The 20,865-nt window shown below is 59.5% G+C and carries 19 protein-coding genes; 15 read left to right on the top strand and 4 right to left on the bottom strand.

Annotation, left to right across the window (positions count from 1 at the left end; genetic code table 11):
* Positions 1-8: 8 nt before the first annotated feature.
* Complete coding sequence (gene truB, locus CFAEC_RS08375) at positions 9-902, bottom strand: tRNA pseudouridine(55) synthase TruB (protein ID WP_290275914.1); 894 nt, start codon at positions 900-902, stop codon at positions 9-11.
* A 31-nt stretch (positions 903-933) separates the two neighbouring features.
* Between truB and CFAEC_RS08370 the strand changes: the two genes are divergently transcribed.
* The 4 genes from CFAEC_RS08370 to CFAEC_RS08355 all read left to right on the top strand — a co-directional run bounded on the left by CFAEC_RS08370 (position 934) and on the right by CFAEC_RS08355 (position 5,967).
* The gene (locus tag CFAEC_RS08370) at positions 934-1,959 is read left to right on the top strand and encodes a bifunctional riboflavin kinase/FAD synthetase (protein WP_290275911.1); all 1,026 of its coding nucleotides are present in this window, start codon (positions 934-936) and stop codon (positions 1,957-1,959) included.
* Positions 1,960-2,029: 70 nt separating this feature from the next.
* Positions 2,030-2,980 (top strand): nucleoside hydrolase, encoded by a 951-nt coding sequence (locus tag CFAEC_RS08365; RefSeq protein ID WP_290275910.1) that lies wholly within the window; start codon positions 2,030-2,032, stop codon positions 2,978-2,980.
* 164 nt (positions 2,981-3,144) lie between these two features.
* Positions 3,145-3,414: a 30S ribosomal protein S15 gene (gene rpsO, locus CFAEC_RS08360; RefSeq protein WP_290275908.1), complete on the top strand. Its 270-nt coding sequence runs from the start codon at positions 3,145-3,147 to the stop codon at positions 3,412-3,414.
* A gap of 291 nt (positions 3,415-3,705) precedes the next feature.
* Positions 3,706-5,967 (top strand): polyribonucleotide nucleotidyltransferase, encoded by a 2,262-nt coding sequence (locus tag CFAEC_RS08355; RefSeq protein WP_290279851.1) that lies wholly within the window; start codon positions 3,706-3,708, stop codon positions 5,965-5,967.
* Positions 5,968-6,040: 73 nt separating this feature from the next.
* On the opposite strand, the gene CFAEC_RS08350 is transcribed toward CFAEC_RS08355, so the two are convergent.
* Positions 6,041-6,718 (bottom strand): AMIN-like domain-containing (lipo)protein, encoded by a 678-nt coding sequence (locus CFAEC_RS08350; RefSeq protein ID WP_290275906.1) that lies wholly within the window; start codon positions 6,716-6,718, stop codon positions 6,041-6,043.
* 192 nt (positions 6,719-6,910) lie between these two features.
* On the opposite strand from CFAEC_RS08350, the gene dapB reads away from it, so the two are divergent.
* Together dapB and thyX are read left to right on the top strand one after the other, a co-directional pair.
* Complete coding sequence (gene dapB / locus CFAEC_RS08345) at positions 6,911-7,657, top strand: 4-hydroxy-tetrahydrodipicolinate reductase (protein WP_290275904.1); 747 nt, start codon at positions 6,911-6,913, stop codon at positions 7,655-7,657.
* A 62-nt stretch (positions 7,658-7,719) separates the two neighbouring features.
* Positions 7,720-8,472, top strand: a complete 753-nt coding sequence (thyX, locus tag CFAEC_RS08340) for an FAD-dependent thymidylate synthase (RefSeq protein ID WP_290275903.1) — start codon at positions 7,720-7,722, stop codon at positions 8,470-8,472.
* A gap of 56 nt (positions 8,473-8,528) precedes the next feature.
* Here thyX and CFAEC_RS08335 read toward each other — a convergent pair whose 3' ends face one another.
* Positions 8,529-8,693 carry a hypothetical protein gene (locus CFAEC_RS08335; RefSeq protein WP_290275901.1) on the bottom strand — a complete coding sequence of 55 codons (165 nt, stop codon included), beginning with the start codon at positions 8,691-8,693 and terminating at the stop codon, positions 8,529-8,531.
* A 258-nt stretch (positions 8,694-8,951) separates the two neighbouring features.
* On the opposite strand from CFAEC_RS08335, the gene dapA reads away from it, so the two are divergent.
* From dapA to CFAEC_RS08310, 5 genes are all read left to right on the top strand, one after another.
* Positions 8,952-9,857 (top strand): 4-hydroxy-tetrahydrodipicolinate synthase, encoded by a 906-nt coding sequence (gene dapA, locus CFAEC_RS08330; RefSeq protein WP_290275900.1) that lies wholly within the window; start codon positions 8,952-8,954, stop codon positions 9,855-9,857.
* 2 nt (positions 9,858-9,859) lie between these two features.
* The gene (locus CFAEC_RS08325) at positions 9,860-11,965 is read left to right on the top strand and encodes a ribonuclease J (RefSeq protein ID WP_290275899.1); all 2,106 of its coding nucleotides are present in this window, start codon (positions 9,860-9,862) and stop codon (positions 11,963-11,965) included.
* Positions 11,966-12,032: 67 nt separating this feature from the next.
* A complete protein-coding gene (locus tag CFAEC_RS08320; RefSeq protein WP_290275897.1) occupies positions 12,033-12,653 on the top strand; it encodes a TIGR03085 family metal-binding protein in 621 nt (206 codons plus the stop codon).
* A 90-nt stretch (positions 12,654-12,743) separates the two neighbouring features.
* Entirely contained in the window at positions 12,744-15,821 is a 3,078-nt protein-coding gene (locus tag CFAEC_RS08315; RefSeq protein WP_435384224.1) for a DNA translocase FtsK, read from the top strand.
* Between the two features lie 414 nt (positions 15,822-16,235).
* Complete coding sequence (locus CFAEC_RS08310; RefSeq protein ID WP_290275895.1) at positions 16,236-17,390, top strand: TerC family protein; 1,155 nt, start codon at positions 16,236-16,238, stop codon at positions 17,388-17,390.
* A 248-nt stretch (positions 17,391-17,638) separates the two neighbouring features.
* On the opposite strand, the gene CFAEC_RS08305 is transcribed toward CFAEC_RS08310, so the two are convergent.
* Positions 17,639-17,932 (bottom strand): YciI family protein, encoded by a 294-nt coding sequence (locus tag CFAEC_RS08305; protein ID WP_290275894.1) that lies wholly within the window; start codon positions 17,930-17,932, stop codon positions 17,639-17,641.
* Positions 17,933-18,070: 138 nt separating this feature from the next.
* Here CFAEC_RS08305 and pgsA point away from each other — a divergent pair, with 138 nt between their 5' ends.
* From pgsA to CFAEC_RS08285, 4 genes are all read left to right on the top strand, one after another.
* Entirely contained in the window at positions 18,071-18,694 is a 624-nt protein-coding gene (pgsA, locus tag CFAEC_RS08300; RefSeq protein ID WP_290275892.1) for a CDP-diacylglycerol--glycerol-3-phosphate 3-phosphatidyltransferase, read from the top strand.
* Between the two features lie 5 nt (positions 18,695-18,699).
* Entirely contained in the window at positions 18,700-19,260 is a 561-nt protein-coding gene (locus tag CFAEC_RS08295; RefSeq protein ID WP_290275891.1) for a CinA family protein, read from the top strand.
* 57 nt (positions 19,261-19,317) lie between these two features.
* Positions 19,318-19,641 carry a helix-turn-helix domain-containing protein gene (locus CFAEC_RS08290; RefSeq protein WP_290275890.1) on the top strand — a complete coding sequence of 108 codons (324 nt, stop codon included), beginning with the start codon at positions 19,318-19,320 and terminating at the stop codon, positions 19,639-19,641.
* 275 nt (positions 19,642-19,916) lie between these two features.
* Entirely contained in the window at positions 19,917-20,753 is an 837-nt protein-coding gene (locus CFAEC_RS08285; RefSeq protein ID WP_290275888.1) for a PspA/IM30 family protein, read from the top strand.
* Positions 20,754-20,865 lie beyond the last annotated feature (112 nt).

Below are 20,865 nucleotides of genomic sequence, written 5' to 3'. Positions count from 1 at the left end.
CAGTCCGGTCAGAGGGTATTGGGACGCGCTACGAACACGGTTGCCAGGCGTTTTCCCTTTTCCTCGATCAGGGCGATCGCCTGCCCCGAAGGAGTGACGGCGGCGTGGACACCTGTCAGGCCACGTGGCTCCAGCCACTTACCCATGGACAGTGCCTCGCCCTCCTCCTCGGTGATGTGAAGGACGGGATAGGACCGCGAGAGTGCCTCATCCAGGTTGAGCGACAGGCGGGCATTGTCCTGCAGATCAGCGAGTGGAATGGCATCGTCCAGGGTGAAGGGGCCGACCTCGGTGCGTCGCAGCGCGGTCAGATGCCCACCCACACCCAGGGCCGCGCCCAGGTCACGGGCCAGGGAACGGATATAGGTTCCAGAGGAGCAGTGCACGCGCACATCAAGATCCACGAACCCGCCCTCACGGCGACGATCCAGCACATCGAACACACTCACCGTCACCGGGCGTGCCGGGATATCCACGGTCTCGCCCTCGCGGACCCGTTCGTGCGCCCGTTTACCGTCGATCTTGATGGCTGACACACTGGCGGGTTTCTGCATGATGTCACCGGTGAGGTCGACTACTGCGGCGGTGATCTTTTCGTCGATAAGCTCTGAAGCGTCCGCCGTGGAGATAACCTCGCCCTCGCGGTCATCGGTGGTGGTCGCCGCTCCGAGTCGGATGGTGGCGTCATACGCCTTGGTGGTGGCCACCAGGTGTGCGAGGAAGCGGGTGCCGCGCTCGATGCCGACCACCAGCACGCCGGTGGCCATGGGGTCGAGGGTGCCGGCGTGGCCCACCTTGCGTGTGGAAAACGCTCGACGGAGTTTGGACACCACATCATGGGATGTCATGCCGGCGGGCTTGTCCACCACCACGAGGCCTGAATTCTTGACGGGATCATTCATGATTGGGAAGTCTATGCCGTAACCTGTAGCCGTGGATATTTGGCGTGGTTTAACAGAAGTCCCAGCCGACCTGACGGGTGCGGTTGTCACGATCGGCGTATTCGACGGTGTACACCGTGGGCATCAGACACTCATGAACGAGGCTTCCCGGCAGGCCCGTGAACTGGGTGTGCCCTGCGTGATGGTCACCTTCGACCCACATCCGATCTCGGTGTTTCTCCCAGGCCGTCAGCCCACGCGCCTGGCGCCGTTGGATTACCGCATCACCCTCGCCGAGGCGGAGGGGGTGGACGCCGCGCTGATCATTGATTTCACCCGCGAACTCGCAGGAGTGTCCCCGGCGGAGTACTTCACATCCCTGCTGGTGGAGACGTTGCACGCCAGGGCGATCGTGGTGGGGGAGAACTTCACCTTTGGCACCAACGGCGACGGCACCGAGGCCACCATGCGTGAGCTGGGCAGGGAGCACGGCGTGGATGTGACCATCATGCCGTTGCTGCACGATGATGACGTGTGCATCTGCTCCACCCTGGTGCGGAAGTTCCTCACCACAGGTGAGGTTGCGCGCGCCAACTGGGCCCTCGGGCGACGGTATTCCGTGCGTGGCGAGGTCGTGCGCGGTGCCGGGCGCGGTGGCAAGGAGCTCGGGTACCCCACGGCCAACCTCTACCTGCCGGAATCCGTGGCGTTGCCCGCTGACGGTGTGTACGCCGGCTGGTTCACCATCACCGATGACCGCAAGATCGACCAGGAGATCTCCCGTGACATCGACGGCGACATGATTCCCGGTGTCCGTTATCCCACCGCAGTATCCGTGGGCACCAACCCCACCTTCGGCGATAACCGCCGCAGTGTCGAGGCTTTCGTCCTCGACCGCGAAGCTGACCTCTACGGGCATCACGTGATGGTGGAGTTTGTTGATCACCTGCGCCCCATGGTCAAGTTCAACGGCATTGATGAGCTCATGGAGGCGATGGCCAATGATGTGAGCCGGACCCGGGAGATTCTGGAAAAAGACAGTGAGCTTTTCGACGACGCGGCCACCCCGGCTGATTAAGGCCCGCGACGCGGGCCTTAAGATGGTTGGTTGAGAGACCGCTGAACACTGACGGAAAGGCATGCTCACCATGACCAAGAAAGCCATCCTGGATCTGGACACCGGCATCGATGATGCCCTCGCACTGGCGTACGCCCTGGGATCCCCGGAGCTTGAGGTCATCGGCGTGACCTGTACCTACGGCAATGTCCTGATGGAAAACGGAGCCGCCAACGACCTCGCCCTCCTGGAGCTCTTCGGAGCCCCGGAGGTCCCGGTCTACCTCGGGGAGCCACACGCCCAGACCAAGGACGGTTTCGAGGTCCTGGAGATCTCCGCGTTCATCCACGGACAGAACGGCATCGGTGAAGTCGCCCTGGCCAAGGCCGCGGCAGAGGCACGCCCGGGTGCGGTTGATTTCCTCATTGAATCCGTCCGCGAACATGGTGATGATCTGGTCATCATCGCCACCGGCCCCATGACCAACCTGGCTGCCGCCGCCGCCAAGGATCAGGCTTTCGCAGAGAACGCCCACATCGTCATCATGGGTGGTGCCCTCACCGTTCCGGGCAATGTCAGCCCCTGGGCGGAAGCCAACATCAACCAGGACCCCGATGCCGCCAATGATCTCTTCCATGCGGCATCCGATGTCACGATGATCGGCCTGGACGTGACCCTCCAGACGCTGTTGACCAGGCAGCACACCGCCCAGTGGCGCGCACTGGGCACCCCGGCGGCCATCGCGTTGGCTGACATGACCGACTACTACATCAAGGCCTATGACACCACCGCCCCGCACCTGGGTGGCTGCGGACTGCATGACCCGTTGGCCGTTGGTGTGGCCGTGGATCCGAGCCTGGTGACCCTGCTGCCCATCAACCTCAAGGTGGATGTGGACGGCGAAACCCGCGGACGCACCATCGGTGATGAACTCCGACTCAATGATCCGGTGCGTACCGCCCGTGCAGCGGTGGCTGTTGATGTGGAGCGTTTCCTTGCTGAGTTCATGACCCGCGTTGGACGTGTGGCCGCGGGGCAGTAGGAACATAAAGGCCAGTCATTTGGGTCGGGTAACCTGCTGGTGCTAAGCTGACCGATGGTTTTGTGACTGTGGTCCGCAGCAGTTACAGAAAGTACAGTGTGTGCCCACTTCCTGGGTGCATGGTGAAAACTTTTCATGTGGACTGAAATAACTAGGAGAATTCCATGGCTCTTACGTCCGAGCAGAAGAAGTCCATCCTTGCCGAGTACGGTCTGCACGAGACCGACACCGGCTCCCCAGAGGCACAGATCGCGATGCTGACCAATCGCATCAACACCCTCACCGAGCACCTGAAGTTCCACAAGCACGACCACCACTCCCGTCGTGGTCTGCTGCTGCTCGTTGGTCGTCGTCGCAGCATGCTGAAGTACCTGGCAGACAACAACGTCACCCGCTACCGTGACCTGATCGCACGCCTCGGCCTGCGTCGCTAATTTCACGGTGAGCGCATCACCGTTCCTCATCTGAGGATGAGACGGTGATCGTGCGACGTACCTGCAACCACCCCACATCCCCTCGGTCATCCGGCCGGGGGATGTGGGGTGGTTTCTTCATGCCATACCGGCATTGTCAGCTCGCGGTCAGTACCCCGGTCAGTTGCTGAAAAATAGTACTGGGGGAATCGGTGTTGAGCTGGTAGAGTTTTTAAACGTTGTATGAAGACAGCATTAACGGTGACACCGATGATCACCGGAAGCACTGAAAATGAGGAGAACAACTCGCATATGAGCGAAGTTAAGTATTTCGAAGACACCGACTATGGCGTTATTGAAGCCATTGCAACCATTGATAATGGTGACTTCGGAACCCGCACCATCCGTTTCGAGACCGGCCAGCTGGCCCGCCAGGCAGACGGTGCAGTAACCACTTACCTTGATGATGAAACGATGCTGCTGGCCACCACCACCGCATCAAACCAGCCACGCGAGGGCTTTGACTTCTTCCCACTCACCGTGGATGTTGAAGAACGCATGTACGCCGCAGGCCGTATCCCCGGATCATTCTTCCGCCGTGAGGGACGCCCCTCCACCGAAGCGATCCTCGCCTGCCGTCTGATCGACCGCCCGCTGCGTCCTACCTTTGCCAAGGGTCTGCGCAATGATGTCCAGATCGTGGTCACGGTCATGTCCATCAACCCACAGGACAGCTATGATGTCGTGGCCATCAACGGTGCATCCGCAGCCACCCGCATCTCGGGTCTGCCGGTTTCCGGTGCCGTCGGCGGTGTCCGCATGGCACTGATCACCGATGAGAAGCACAAGGACGGCCAGTGGGTGGCATTCCCCACCGTGGAGCAGCAGAAGCAGTCCGTCTTCGAGCTGGTTGTCGCCGGTCGCCTGGTTGACCGCAAGCGTGGAAACAAGACCTTCTCCGATGTCGCTGTGATGATGGTGGAGGCAGGCGCCTCCGACACCGTTGTTGAGCGTGTCAAGGACGGCGCTCCGGCACCGACCGAGAAGATCGTCGCGGAGGGCCTCGAGGCAGCCAAGCCATTCATCGACATCCTGTGCCGTGCACAGGAGGGACTGGCACAGCGTGTGGCCAAGGAGCCCAAGCAGCTGCCTGTGTTCCCACCGTACGCTGATGATGTTTATGCAGCAGTGGAGAAGAAGGCGTCCACCAAACTCGCTGAGCTGCTCACCATCAAGGGCAAGCACGAGCGCGAGGATGCCACCAACGCGCACATGGAACAGGTTGAGACACAGCTGCTTGGCCAGTTCAAGGATTCTTATGATTCCACTTCCGCGGCATCGAAGGAGATCCGTGCAGCGTACAACTCCCTGATGAAGAAGATCGTGCGCACCAAGATCCTCACCGAGGGTTTCCGCATCGACGGCCGTGGAGTCTCCGACATCCGTGACCTGGGTGTTGAGGTCGAACTGATCCCGCGGGCACACGGTTCCTCCCTGTTCGAGCGTGGAGAGACCCAGATCATGGGTGTCACCACCCTGGACATGCTCAAGATGGAGCAGCAGATCGATTCCCTGGCGCCGGTTGATTCCAAGCGCTACATGCACCACTACAACTTCCCGCCGTACTCCACCGGTGAGACCGGCCGCGTCGGATCCCCGAAGCGCCGCGAAATCGGCCATGGTGCCCTCGCAGAACGCGCAGTGTTGCCGGTGATCCCGTCCCGCGAAGAGTTCCCTTATGCCATCCGTCAGGTCTCTGAGGCACTAAGCTCCAACGGTTCCACCTCCATGGGTTCCGTCTGTGCATCCACTCTGTCCCTGTACAACGCAGGTGTGCCATTGAAGGCACCGGTTGCCGGTATCGCCATGGGTCTTGTTTCTGATGAGGTTGATGGCAAGACCAAGTACGTGGCACTGACCGATATCCTCGGTGCTGAGGATGCCTTCGGCGATATGGACTTCAAGGTCGCTGGTACCTCCGAGTTCATCACCGCCCTGCAGCTGGACACCAAGCTCGATGGCATTCCCACCCAGGTTCTCACCGATGCTCTGGAGCAGGCACGCGATGCCCGTCTGGCCATTCTTGAGACCATGGCTGAGGTCATCGACAGCCCGGATGAGATGAGCCAGTTCGCACCACGCATCACCACCGTGCAGATCCCGGTCTCCAAGATCGGCGAGCTGATCGGGCCGAAGGGCAAGAACATCAACGCCCTGACCGAGGAGACCGGCGCGAACATCTCCATTGAAGATGACGGCACCGTGTTCATCTCCGCATCCAGCGGTGAGGCTGCAGAAGCTGCGATCGAGAAGATCAACGCACTGGCCAACCCACAGCTGCCTAAGGTCGGCGAGCGTTTCCTGGGCACCGTGGTCAAGACCACCGCCTTCGGCGCCTTCGTCTCCCTGCTGCCGGGCCGTGATGGTCTGATTCACATCTCCAAGCTCGGCAACGGCAAGCGCGTGGAGAAGGTCGAGGACGTGGTCAGCGTCGGACAGAAGCTCCAGGTGGAGATCGCCGATATTGACAACCGCGGCAAGATCTCCCTCGTCCCGGTGGTTGAGGAAGACTAGAACCCTCCTCACCCCAGCAACAACGGCGGCCCCTCAAGGAACTTCTCCTTGAGGGGCCGCCCTTGTTGTTTTCCTAGTGCACCAGGTCAACCACCACTCTGGTCGGCTCCTGCAGCAGTGTTATCGAATATTCACGCGGATGATCCGAGACACCTATGTAGAACTGCGCTCGGGCCTCAAAGATGGTGGTCAGGACCACTTCATCCACGATCCCCGCACCACCGAAGGAACCCATGTTCACACCCTGGACCTCGGCATCGGGTGGCAGTGCGATGCCGTCCAGACTGACCTCCAGGAAGGAATCACCGGAAACGTACACGGGGAGACCCGAGGCCTGCTGCGTTGCCTCGGCGGTGTAACCCGCCCACCAACCAGGCATTCCGGTCCCGTGGAAATCAAAAACCACGCGCGTGAACGCTTCATGCTCGGCCATGCGGACATCCATCACCGTCAGATCATAGGCACCCTCCGGCGGCTGCATCGTGCGCCCCAGGCCCGGGCTGCCGAGCGGCTGGGTGACTGGCACGGTTGGATCAGGCTTATCGACGCCCGTCCCCGACGTCTGCGACGCCGTAACGGTGGTTGTTTCACCGTTGGTACCCGTGATGGCGGTGCCGGGGCCCGGAGAAGCAGCGGTGGTGGGCGCGGTGACCGTGGTGGTGCCACTGGCATCGCCGTTGTCCGTACATCCAGTCATGGTGAACAGCGCAGCGGTGGCGACCAAAGCTAGGGACGTGGATATCGCTTTCATATATAAACTTTAAGCCGGGTGAATAATTTTGAACAGTGCCGGTAGGAAACCGTGCGTGAATCGTTGTACGCCGGGGGACACTGGGGCGCCGGTGGGGCGTCGACAAGCCTTCAAGGAGGTGGCACGCACCAGCGTGCGAACAGCCAGTGTCTAGACTGGTGGAGGTTAACCACACAACAAGAAGGAGTTTTCATGGCAATCAAGGTTGGTGTCCTGGGCGCTAAGGGCCGGGTTGGTCAGACGATTGTGGCAGCAGTCAACGAGACCGATGATCTGGAGCTTGTGGCAGAGGTTGATCACGATGATGACTTGTCCGTCCTCGTGGATGCCGGTGCGCAGGTGGTCGTCGATTTCACCACGCCTAATGCTGTCATGGGCAACCTGGACTTCTGCATCAACAATGGGATCTCCGCCGTGGTGGGTACCACCGGTTTTGATGAGGACCGTCTGAACCAGGTGCGCACCTGGTGTGAAGACAATGACGGCGTGGGTGTTCTCATCGCCCCCAACTTTGCCATCTCCGCAGTACTGACCATGGTGTTCGCCAAGCAGGCGGCCAAATTCTTCGAATCCGCCGAAGTGATTGAACTGCATCACCCGAACAAGCTCGATGCACCGTCGGGAACCGCCATCCACACCGCGCAGGGCATCGCCGATGCACGTCGAGAGGCCGGCATGGATGAGCAGCCGGACGCCACCGAACAGGCACTTGACGGATCCCGCGGCGCCAGCGTTGACGGCATCCCCGTTCACGCGGTACGCATGACCGGCATGGTCGCACATGAAGCCGTCATCTTCGGCACCCAGGGCCAGACCCTGACCATCAAGCAGGACTCCTATGACCGTAATTCCTTTGCACCGGGCGTCCTGGTGGGCGTGCGCAACATCGCGCAGCACCCGGGTCTGACCATCGGGTTGGAGCACTACCTGGATCTCTAAGAGATCCCTCCCCGGAGTCAGATCGACATAATCCCTGTTTTGAGTGAAGGAGCCGAGAACGCGTGGCAGAACCGGTTGAACTGAAGGTTGAACTGATTGCATGCACAGCATTCACCCCACCCACATCCGTGGACTGGGACACCGATGCGACGGGAGCCGAGGCGCTCATTGAGTTCGCGGGGCGTGCCTGTTATGAGACCTTTGACAAACCTAATCCCCGGACAGCCACCAACGCGGCCTATCTCCGCCACATCATGGAGGTCGGCCACACCGCCCTTTTGGAACATGCCAGCGCGACCATGTATCTCCGGGGCATCTCACGATCAGCCACCCATGAGTTGGTCAGGCACCGGCATTTCTCCTTCTCCCAGCTCTCCCAGCGTTTTGTGCATGAGGGGGAACAGGAGGTCATCATCCCCGGAGTGATCAATGATGATCCGGAGCTACGCTCGCTTTTTCTCCGCTCAATGGATGAGAACAGGTTCATTTACAATGAACTACTCGCCGCGTTGGAGGAAAAACTGGAAGGCGAGCCGAACGCCCTGCTGCGCAAGAAACAGGCCCGGCAGGCGGCGCGGTCGGTTCTGCCCAATGCCACAGAATCCCGGATTGTGGTCACAGGCAACTTCCGGTCCTGGCGCCACTTCTTCGGGATGCGGGCCAGTGAACACGCCGACGTGGAGATCCGCAACGTTGCTGTGGAATGCCTCAAACTTCTCCGGGTCCAGGCACCCACGGCGTTCGGGGATTTTGAGATTGAAAAGCTCGCCGACGGCACCGAGATGGCCACCAGCCCCTACGTGGCTGACTTCTGATCGAAGCCCCAGTTAATCGTGATCCAGTGCAGGGCGCTTGGACCATCATGGGTGGGTTACTGGCTCGGTGGGTAGGGGTTGCTGGACATGTTTCCCCAGGCACTGGATAACATAGCCAGGTAATCCGGGTCCAGAATATCCCCGGTGGCGAAGCCACCAAACACACCCAGGGTGATCCACGTGGCGAAATTCCACAGGAACCAGCTCAGAGCTTCTGACATGGGCTGATTCTCCTTCCTTTCCAGGACGGCAGGTTGGATGTTCTATGTTTCCACATTTCTGATCGAAAGAACATGCCGGTGGATCCCGTACAGCCACGTCTGGCATGTGCGGAACGGTAGGATGCGCTGTAATACAGGCTGTATCCTGGCCGGAATTGGCCCCGTGGGATAGGGGCGTCAGAACAATTTTTAAGACTTGATGGAAAATCGAGGGGTTGGTAAACCCCAGAGTAAGGGAAGAAGGTAACCTTGGTGTCCATGAGCACAGGTTTAGCAGCGAAGACCGAAGTTGAGCACTTCGGCACGGTCGGAGTGGCCATGGTTACTCCGTTCACTGAATCCGGCGATCTTGATCTAGCCACTGGGCGTCGCGTTGCAGCCCATCTGGTGGATAACGGAGTGGATTCCCTGATCCTGGCGGGCACCACCGGTGAATCCCCGACCACAACCACCGCTGAAAAACTTGAACTGCTCAAGGCCGTTCGCGAAGAAGTGGGGGACCGCGCCAAGCTCATCGCGGGCTCCGGAACGAATGACACCCGTTCATCGATTGAATTGGCACAGGCCTCCGCGGAGGCAGGCGCAGACGGCCTTCTGGTGGTCACCCCCTATTACTCGAAACCGAGTCAGGAGGGGTTGTTCCGTCATTTCTCGGAAATCGCCCACGCAACGGATCTGCCGATCTGTCTCTATGACATCCCTGGTCGTTCAGGCATTCCCATTGAGTCTGATACCATCAGACGTCTAAGCGAATTGCCCACCATCCGTGCAATGAAGGATGCGAAGGGTGATCTCGTCGCAGCGGCGGCTCTGATTCAGGAGACCGGGCTTGCCTGGTATTCAGGAGATGACCCACTCAATCTCCCGTGGTTGGCGATGGGCGGCTCCGGCTTCATTTCCGTCATCGGTCATGCAGCCCCTAACGCTCTGCGTGAGCTGTACACAAGCTTCGAGGAAGGCGACCTCGCCCGCGCGCGGGAAATCAACGCCACACTATCCCCGCTGATAGCTGCCCAGGGTCGCCTGGGTGGTGTCAGCATGGCCAAGGCTGCTCTGCAACTGCAGGGCATCAACGTAGGAGAACCCCGACTTCCGATTGTTGCTCCCAACGAGCAGGAACTCGAGGATCTCCGTGCAGACATGAAAAAAGCTGGAGTTCTATAAATATGAATGAATCCCGTAATCGCGCCCGGAAGGTCACCCGCAAGGCGGGTCCGCCGGAGGCTGGACAGGAAGCGGTAGCGGACACCCCGGTGTTCCAGGCTCCTGAGGCATCAGCCGCCCAAGAAACGGACAAAGCACCTGCCTCCGGAAACGACAACCGGGACTCCAACGGGTCCGACTCGTCGTCGAACCGGGGCGGTAACAACTCCGGCCGTGGACGTTCCTCGTCCAACAGCCGTGGTGGACGTAGCCGCCGTGGTGGAGGCAACCAGGGCCAGGACGGTCAGGGTAACCGTGGTCAGCGTAACCCGGCTCAGCGTAACCAGGGTGGTCGCCGCAATGTGGTCAAGTCCATGCAGGGCGCGGACCTGACCCAGCGTCTGCCCGACCCACCGAAGGCTCCATCCAACGGGCTGCGTATCTACGCACTGGGTGGTATTTCCGAGATCGGTCGCAACATGACCGTGTTCGAATACAACAACCGTCTTCTCATCGTTGACTGTGGTGTGCTGTTCCCGTCATCAGGCGAACCTGGCGTGGATTTGATCCTGCCGGACTTCGGTCCGATCGAGAACAACCTCGACCGCGTTGAGGCACTCGTGGTCACCCACGGGCATGAGGACCACATCGGAGCGATCCCGTGGCTGCTCAAGCTGCGCAGTGACATCCCCATCATCGGATCCCGTTTCACACTCGCGCTCATCGCAGCCAAGTGCAAGGAGCACCGACTGCGTCCGAAGCTGATCGAGGTCAACGAGCAGTCCAATGAGAACCGCGGACCGTTCAACATTCGCTTCTGGGCAGTCAACCACTCCATCCCAGACTGCCTGGGCCTCGCCATCAAGACCCCTGCCGGACTTGTCATCCACACCGGTGACATCAAGCTGGATCAGACCCCAACCGATGGTCGTCCAACCGACCTGCCGGCACTGTCCCGGTTCGGTGACGAAGGCGTCGACCTGATGCTGTGTGACTCCACCAACGCAACCACCCCGGGCGTATCAGGTTCCGAGGCGGAGATCGCCCCGACGCTGAAGCGTCTGGTCACTGAAGCCAAGCAGCGCGTCATCCTCGCCTCCTTCGCCTCAAACGTCTACCGTGTCCAGGCTGCTGTCGATGCCGCTGTCGCAGCAGGTCGCAAGGTGGCTTTCAACGGTCGCTCCATGATCCGGAACATGGAGATCGCCGAGAAGATGGGCTACCTCAAGGCACCACGCGGAACGATCGTCTCCATGGACGATGCCTCCCGCATGGCACCGCACAAGGTCATGCTCATCACCACCGGCACCCAGGGTGAGCCCATGGCGGCGTTGTCCCGGATGGCACGCCGTGAACACCGTCAGATCACCGTCCGCGACGGCGACCTGATCATCCTGTCCTCCTCGCTCGTTCCGGGTAATGAGGAAGCTGTCTTCGGTGTGATCAACATGCTGGCCCAGATCGGCGCAACCGTGATCACAGGCCGCGACGCCAAGGTGCACACCTCTGGCCACGCATACTCAGGCGAGCTGCTGTTCCTGTACAACGCTGCGCGCCCGAAGAACGCCATGCCTGTGCACGGCGAGTGGCGTCACCTGCGTGCCAACAAGGAACTGGCGATCTCCACCGGTGTGCAGCGCGACAACGTCGTGCTCGCACAGAATGGTGTAGTCGTTGACCTGGTCAACGGACATGCCAAGGTTGTGGGTCAGATTCCAGTCGGTAACCTCTATGTCGATGGTGTCACCATGGGTGATATCGATGCAGACATCCTGGCGGACCGTACCTCCCTCGGCGAGGGTGGACTGATCTCCATCACGTGTGTCATCGACAACCGCACGGGTCGACTCCTTGAGAGCCCACGGGTTGAAACCACTGGTTTCTCCGAGGATTCCAAGGCAATGATGACTGAGGTCACCGAGCTGGCTGAGAACACTATGAACGATCTTGCCGCCGAAGGTGAAAACGATCCTTACCGCATGGTTCAGCAGATGCGTCGTAAGCTTTCCCGTTTCGTGGAGCAGAAGTGGAAGCGCCAGCCGGTCATCATGCCTACCGTCATCCCGATGACCTCGGATAACGTGAGCATTAATGATGATGAGGTTCGTGCCTCCAGGGAATCCCTCTAACCACTGAGTAGGTTTCCCAACGAGTGAACCCCAACCTGGCGTGAGAAAAGCGCTTAGGCTGGGGTTCATGACTTTTTCTAATAGTGAGCGCGAAGCCCTGGCCCAATCTCTTCTGGACAAGGGGCCTGATGCTCCCACGCTGTGCGAGGGGTGGACAACGAGGGATCTGGCGGAGCATCTCCGGGACCGTGAGCAGAACCCGTTGTCGAAGCTTCGGGCACTGGTGCCGATCGGTGGTGGCGATGAGCAGCCTGAGACGGGTTCATACGATGACCTCGTCCGGAACTGGGCCGCTGGGCCCTCGGGCCTTAATCCATGGCGGGTCCTTGACCGTGTGGCCAATGGGGTCGAGCACTTTGTCCATCATGAAGATGTCCGCCGTGGTGCCCTGGCCCCCGGTGATGCCGTTGACGAGCGCGAGCTTGCTGAAGAACACCAACGTTATCTGTACCGCGCACTGAAGATGATGGCTGGCCGGGTGCTCAAAGCTGATCGCCCGGTCATCCTTGCCCCTGAAGGGTTTGAACGGATCATCGTCAATGAAAAGCCGGGTGTATCCCCGGACGGCGAGGCGGTCGTCCGAATCAGCGGTGGAGTGGGAGAGTTCGTCCTGTGGGCTTTCGGGCGGGACGTGGTCAATCTGGACATTTCCGGTGATGATTCTTCAGTGAAGAGGCTTAATCTGTAGTAGGGAATAGAACAAGGGTTCCTGAAAAACCAGCTGGATCAGCGTGGTGCAGCTGTGATAGTTGTGGTTGGTGCGACTAGTCTGGGAGCCATGACTGTCAGAAACGGCGCACCCAAGCGGGGAAGCTCACGGGCATCTGGAAAGTCGACGGGGCCGAAAACCACCGCGACCACCCGGAGGACCAAGCCCACTCAGAGAACCGGTCGAGCTGAGAACACGGCTCCGACGACTTCGATGACTGCACGTCGCGCTGCCGAGACCTCCGAAGAGAGGACCGGCAGCGCATTTCATGCTGTGGGTACCGGCATCGGAAGTCTGTTTTCTGCTACTGCCGGCGGACTGGGGAAGATGACCCGATCCATCGGTGAACTCGGCCGGCGACGGGGCGATGCCCTGGACGATGATTTTGATGATTTTGAGGAGGAGATCCCTACGAAGCCCAAGGCTCGTACATCTAGCCGACGATCCAAAACGGACGATTTTGAAGATGTTGCCGTGGCGGATAATGAAGAGCAACATGATTCATCCTGGCGCCGTGCAGGTGCCTATATGGATGAGCACGCCGACGGTATCGCACTGACTCTGGTTGGCACAGCCATTGTCCTCGGTGCCGCGGTGTGGTTCAGCATTGGTGGCCCGGTCGGCACTTTCATCGCCGACATCGTCCACCTGACCATCGGGGCGGGAGCGTGGATTCTTCCACTCGCTCTCATCGCGGCTGCGGTTGCACTGATGCTCAACTACACCCCGAACCCGGAATCCCGGGTCAGGGTGGGAATCGGCGTTGTGATCATCCTGCTGTGCATGCTGGGTCTCGTGCACCTCTTCGCAGGCAACCCCGGTGACTGGGCAGGTCGTAAAACAGCTGGTGGTGCACTGGGTGCCTGGGTCGGTAGTCCATTGGAGCTCGGCTTCAGTGTCTATCTTGCGGTACCGATTCTGTTCCTGGTGTTGTTCTATGGGGCACTGAAAACCACCGGTATCACGATTCGGGAGTTCGGCGGCTTCATCAATGGCTTCTTTGGCTTCGGACGGTCCGGGGAGGATGATTATGAGGACGAAGAGGACGACCTCTACGGTCACGTCAACCACGAGATCGAGAGTCGCGCCTCTGGCCGCGCACTTCCAAAGGCCCCAGCTGCTCCAGCGCGTGCCACCCGGGTGACACCCCGTCGCACCACCGACACTCCACGCCGGGCGGCGGCGTCGCTGGAACGCTACCCGGCTGACAACGCGGGCGGTGAACCCGCCGCAGAGCGTGATGGGAAGCTGACGGAGGCGTCGATAAGCGGTGAACCCTCACTGTTCTCTAAGCCGGAGCGGTCTAAACCCTCGGTGTCAGAAACCGATGAGTTCCCCGCCATCACCGAGAAGGTGGAACCACCTGCGACTCCGGCCCCCGCCCCCACCCGTGATGCGGTGGCGGCATCGCGTGAGAATGTCCGACAGGCCATCATTCAACGCTCCGGAATGGACCCGGCAGGACCGGCGACGGAGGAGGCTGAGCCCCCGGCCGCCGTTACCGTCAGCGACGGGGACAGTTTCTATGAGCTTCCCAGCGCTGATCTCCTGATCCCGGGCGCGCCGGCGAAGACACGATCAGAGACCAACGACCGGATCATCGAAGCCATTACCGATGTCTTCCGTGAATTCAACGTGGATGCCACTGTCACCGGATTCTCACGCGGGCCGACAGTGACGCGGTACGAGATCGAGCTGGGCCCTGGCGTGAAGGTTTCCAAGATCACCAATCTGCAGTCCAATATTGCCTACGCGGTGGCGACTGAGAATGTCCGGTTGCTCACGCCTATTCCCGGCAAGTCGGCCGTGGGAATTGAGGTACCGAATGCGGACCGTGAAATGGTGCGACTCGGTGATGTGCTGAATGCGCCAGTCACCGTGGACAACAAAGACCCCATGCTGGTGGGACTGGGCAAGGACATTGAAGGTGATTTCGTCTCCTATTCAGTTCAGAAGATGCCCCACCTTCTTGTGGCCGGTTCCACAGGTTCCGGTAAATCCGCTTTTGTGAACTCCCTGCTGGTATCCCTGCTGACCCGTGCGCGCCCTGAAGATGTGCGCCTGATCCTTGTTGACCCCAAGATGGTGGAACTGACCCCCTACGAGGGGATCCCCCATCTGATCACCCCGATCATCACACAGCCGAAGAAGGCTGCGGCAGCACTGCAGTGGCTGGTCGAGGAGATGGAACAGCGTTATATGGACATGAAGCAGACCCGTGTGCGCCACATCAAGGACTTCAACCGCAAGATTAAATCCGGTGAGATCGTGACCCCGATGGGATCAAAGCGTGAATACCGGGCGTATCCGTACATCATCTGTGTCGTCGACGAGCTCGCCGATCTGATGATGACCGCGCCGAAAGAAATCGAAGAATCAATCGTGCGCATCACCCAGAAGGCCCGCGCCGCGGGCATCCACCTCGTGCTGGCGACGCAGCGCCCCTCCGTGGACGTGGTGACCGGCCTGATCAAGACCAACGTGCCATCCCGACTGGCCTTCGCCACCTCCTCGCTCACGGACTCCCGCGTGATCCTGGACCAGGGTGGTGCGGAGAAGCTCATCGGTATGGGCGATGCACTGTTCATCCCGCAGGGTGCCGGCAGACCACAGCGTATCCAGGGTGCCTTCGTCACCGATGAGGAAATCCAAGCCGTGGTCGAGGCGTCGAAGGTGCAGGCTGCGCCTGACTACACCGACGGAGTGACCGAGGACAAGGCCGGTGAAGCCAAGAAGATCGATGCCGACATCGGAGATGACCTGGACGATCTGCTGGAAGCGGTGGATCTGGTGGTCACCTCACAGATCGGCTCCACTTCCATGCTGCAGCGTAAACTCCGCATCGGTTTTGCCAAGGCCGGCCGTCTCATGGACCTGATGGAAACCCGCGGAGTGGTGGGACCATCGGAGGGCTCCAAGGCACGTGAGGTTCTGGTCAAGCCTGAAGAACTGGAAACCATCATCTGGATGCTCAAGGGCGCTGACCCAGCCGATGCCCCGAAGGAAGACCAGTGGGGTGACGATGGTTATGCAGAACCCGTGGGAGAGGTGAATACCGGCACCACCCCGGGGTCCGGTGAAGGAAACGGGTCAGATGGCGGAGACACCAACATCGTCCGGGCTAATCCATCCGGTGGGGTGTTCTGATTCGAATAGCCAGAGCGGCAAGGTCAGAGCAACAAGGTCAGAGCAACAACGTCGGGGCAGCTGCCACTGAGTCGCTGAGCTGAGGGCGGGAAACGAGCCGAAAACGGGCTGAAAACGGGCCGAAAACCACAGATCTTTGTGGGGTTCGGCCCGTTTTCCTGTTGGGGCGGGCAACATTCGTGAGGAATGTCCATCGTCGAATACTGGCGATCGAAGGAAAAATGGGTTATAGTGGCACTCCGTAATGGAGGGGAGTACCCCGTCTACGGCATTGATCGTCAACACGGCAATCAGCATCTGTGTTACCCGTTGTAACCCGATGTGTGATTCCCGGTCATGCTGGCCCACCAACACCTGGGTGGGGGAGACCTCCGGTTCTTACACGACTACCAAGAGCCGGAGGTTCTTTTCTCAATGGAAGTTAACTTAACAGTCTGGTTGATCACCGGTGCGGTGATCCTGGGCTTTTTCATCTTCGATTTCTACTCCCACGTTCGCACACCTCATGAACCAACGCTGAAGGAATCAGCGTGGTGGAGCGTCTTCTACGTGGCGCTCGCCTGTGTCTTCGGAGTATTTCTCTGGCTCACCTGGGGTGAGCCGGGCAATCCACATCAGCACGGCATCGAGTTCTTCACAGGTTATGTGACCGAGAAGGCCCTCAGCGTGGATAACCTGTTCATCTTCGCGCTGATCATGAGCTCCTTCAAGATCCCGCGTAAGTACCAGCAGAAGGTTCTCCTCATCGGTATCGCGATGGCCTTGATCTTCCGCCTGGTGTTCATCCTTCTCGGCGCCGCCGTGATCGAGGCCTGGTCCGATGTGTTCTACATCTTCGCGATCTGGTTGATCTACACCGCGGTCAAACTGCTGTGGGACGAGATCCGGGATACCCCGGAAACCGATCCGAACGATATGTTCATCATCAAGGCGTTACGCAAGGTCATTCCGGTCACCGAGGGCTACCACGGTGACAAGCTGACCCACCGCATCGGTGGCAAATTGAGCCTGACCCCACTCTTCGTGGCGATCATCTCGATCGGCATGGTGGATCTGATGTTCGCTCTGGACTCCATCCCAGCCATCTACGGCATCACCGAGGAACCCTATATCGTCTTCACCACCAACGCCTTCGCGCTGCTGGGTCTGCGTCAGATGTACTTCCTCCTTGATGGACTGCTGGACCGCCTCGTCTACCTGCCGTACGGACTGGGCCTCATTCTCGCCTTCATCGGTGTGAAACTGGCGCTGCACGCACTCCATGAAAACAACCTGCCGTTCATCAACGGCGGCGAGAACGTCCCCGTGCCTGAGGTTGACACGCTCTGGTCACTGTTCTTCATCATGGGTGTTCTCGTAATCACGGTGGTGGCCTCCATCATCAAGAACAAGCGAGATGAGAACATGGGCGGTATCCCACCGAAGTGGAACACCGCCAAGCACCTGGGCGACACCTGGTCCACCGGTGAGGAAGAAGACAGCGCCCGGGACGGTGCGGAGAACTCCACTGTGTCACCGGCCTCTTCCACTCCGCGTTCATCCGACGAGGAGCCGGGCAAGGATCGTTAAGGATTCAGAAGACCGTGCCTGAGCTTCAAACAGGTACAGGCAGGCACTGATGCTGAGCAAGTGAGCGGGAGATCGTTCGCTGCAAAGAAGCGCAAACAGGACACCACCTTCAAATAAGAAGGTGGTGCCCTGTCTGCTTTCCAGGTGTGAGTCAGTCCATACGTTGGACACTGCTCTTGGGGTGGAACCCGTGGTTTTCGCTGGTTTCCCGTCGGTTCTTTTCCAGCTACTCGCTGTCTACTCGCCGGCTATTCGCCAAAAACCTTGGTGACCGGATTCCAGACCCGGATGGAACGATTCTCCAAAACGTTCTCGGTGTGGAAGGGATCGCTGTTCATGAGTGCTTCCGCGTCTGCGAGAGTGGATCCATCCTCGAGTTCGATGACAATGAGCGCGCCACCCTCACCGTCGGTGAAAGGGCCCGAACCGACGATCTGACCATTCTCGTGGAGTTGTGTGATGAACTCGCGGTGGGTTGGGCGGAGGTTGATGATCTCCTCGCTGTCAGGGCTGTAGGTATAGGTAACGGCAAAATAGGTCATGAGTACAGATTGTAGGCAACGATGCATTCCGGATGAGGATGCGGAGTGCAGAAACCCTACGATCCGCGGGGAGTGGTAGGTCTGGTGAGTATCGGTCAGACATTGTCGAATCAGATGTGCAGGGTAGGGTGTTAAATCGTGAGTGATGTTTCAGCAGGCGCGATGGGCGCCCCCGAAGGCCAATCGAAGGCACAACAGTCCGACGCAACCTCCACGGAGCCGTCGAATTGGAACCTGCCCAACTTCCTGACCAGCCTGCGCATCATCGTCATTCCGCTGTTCGCCTGGCTGACTTTAGAGGGCGGAGCAGAGAACAACGCATACGCGTGGTGGGCCCTCGTGGTGTTTGTCCTCCTCATGATCACCGACAAGCTGGATGGTGACATCGCACGGGCCAGGGGACTGGTCACCAACTTTGGCAAGATTGCTGATCCGATTGCGGATAAGGCTTTGATGACCACAGCTTTCGTCTGTTTCAACATCATCGGTATCCTTCCCTGGTGGGTGACGGCTCTCATCGTCCTCCGTGAATTCGGTATCACGATCTGGCGTTTCGTCCAGTTGAGGCAGGGCAATGTCGTGCCGGCCAGCAAGGGCGGAAAGCTGAAGACCGCGTTGCAGACGCTGGCGGTTGCGCTCTATCTGTGTCCTCTGCCAGGCTGGATGAGCATCCCGAGCCAGGTTGTCATGTATGCCGCACTGGTGGTTACTGTGGTCACCGGAATCCAGTACATCGTGGATTCGAAGAAAGCACAGGCCTGATCTTCATGGGCAGCCAGCAGATGAGCAGCCAGCAGACGGGTAGCCAGCAAGAGTTGCTCCGGCTGCTTCAGCAGGCGGGGCAAACCATCTCCTTCTGTGAATCACTGACAGCCGGGCTGGCGGCGGCCACGTTTGCGGAGGTGCCGGGTGCGTCAACCGCACTCCGGGGCGGTCTGGTCACCTACGCAACCGAGGTGAAGATTGATCTGGCGGGAGTAGATCAGGAAATCATCACGGAGCACGGTGTGATCTCAGCTCAATGTGCTGAGGCCATGGCTCGTGGGGCGCGGAAGCGGTGCACGTCTGACTGGGCGCTCGCAGTGACGGGGGTCGCTGGACCGGATGAGCAGGAGGGGCACCCAGTCGGAGAGGTATGGATAGGTATTGCAGGTCCTGATGGAACTGCTGAATCCATCCGGGCGTTTAACCAACAGGAACAACGTGAATGTGCCGAGCTCGCCGTGGCCAGTCCTCTGAAGGCTCGGGAACGCATTCGTAAAGATGCAGTACAACGCTGTTTCGAGGTCTTGATTTTACGTATTTCCCAGCCCCTTGAGTCAAAGTGACTCAGGTTCCAAGGTAAACTGGGAACAAACTCGAGGGAAAGAGAGTTGAACCTAGTGATGGTTACTTACACAGCCCTTCTCGATAAGCCAATAGCCGAGGCTGCCAGGCGGACCGCACCGGAACCGCTGCTTCGTGAGGCCCTTGGTGCAGCACTACGATCATTCCGGTCGGACAAGGGGATCACCCTCCGCGAACTAGCGGAAGCTTCTCGCGTCTCGCCCGGATACCTGTCCGAACTTGAACGTGGGCGCAAGGAAGTCTCCTCGGAGCTCTTGGCCTCCGTCTGTCACGCACTGGGTGCCAGTGTCTCGGATGTTCTCATCGAAGCCGCCGGCTCGATGGCTCTCCAGGCAGCACAGGAAGACCTCGCGCGCGTCTGACCCCGCTGGAATCAGTCGCCAGATCCATCAAGGGATGTGGTGATGATGATGCAGCATGAGCTGCGGGCACATCGGGGGACTCGGAATGAGAGACTGCGGCACCCGAACAGGTCTGCGCGCACAAATTGTCTCCTGCCATGTCCACACCCATGACATCCGCCCGCTACTATGGTGTCAAAGTGCGCGCTCTACAACTGCCGCGGTTATCGCCACGTGCTAGAAATGTAGTCAGCGAAAATATCTGTTAAAGAAATTCAGGAAGGCTCAACTTCAACATGGCTAACCCATTTGTCAAGGCATGGAAGTACCTCATGGCGTTGTTCGACTCGAAGATTGAGGAGAACGCAGACCCGAAGGTGCAGATTCAGCAGGCCATTGAAGATGCACAGCGTCAGCACCAGGAGCTGTCCCAGCAGGCGGCTGCGGTCATCGGCAACCAGCGTCAGCTGGAGATGCAGCTGAACCGCCGCCTCGGTGAGATTGAGAAGTTGCAGGGCAACACCCGCCAGGCTCTGCAGCTTTCTGATAAGGCCCGCGCTGAGGGTGACATGAAGAAGGCCACTGAATACGAGAACGCCGCTGAAGCCTTCGCGGCCCAGCTGGTCACCGCAGAGCAGTCTGTGGAAGATACCAAGCAGCTGCATGACCAGGCCCTCCAGCAGGCAGACCAAGCGAAGAAGGCTGTGGAGCGCAACTCCATGGCCCTGCAGCAGAAGGTTGCCGAGCGCACCAAGCTGCTCAGCCAGCTTGAGCAGGCCAAGATGCAGGAGAAGGTCTCAGAATCTCTCAAGTCCATGAACTCCCTTACCTCATCCGGTAGCACCCCGAACCTGGATCAGGTCCGCGAGAAGATCGAGCGCCGTTATGCTAACGCCCTCGGGCAGGCGGAACTTGCTCAGGATTCCGTTGAGGGTCGCATGGCTGAGGTCGAGCAGGCCGGAGTCCACATGGCAGGCCACTCGCGTCTTGAGCAGATCCGTGCTGAAATGACCGGTGGTGGACAGTTGGCCTCCGGTCAGGCCCAGGATTCCATCGAGTCCGGTTCTGCCTCCTCAAACGTCACCGATGATGCGGTGGCCCAGCGTATGCGTGAGCTGCGCGGCGAGGCTTAAAGCCCTACCACATCGTTTCAAGGCTGCTCCATGACTCCCACGCGGGAGCCTCGGAGCAGCCTTTGCGTTTGTGTGCGGGTTGGCGCACCGATGCTTGTCGACGCACACCCCG

This window comes from Corynebacterium faecale (assembly GCF_030408735.1).
GTDB classification, from domain to species: domain Bacteria; phylum Actinomycetota; class Actinomycetes; order Mycobacteriales; family Mycobacteriaceae; genus Corynebacterium; species Corynebacterium faecale.
This window is presented reverse-complemented; position numbering and strand designations above follow the sequence as displayed.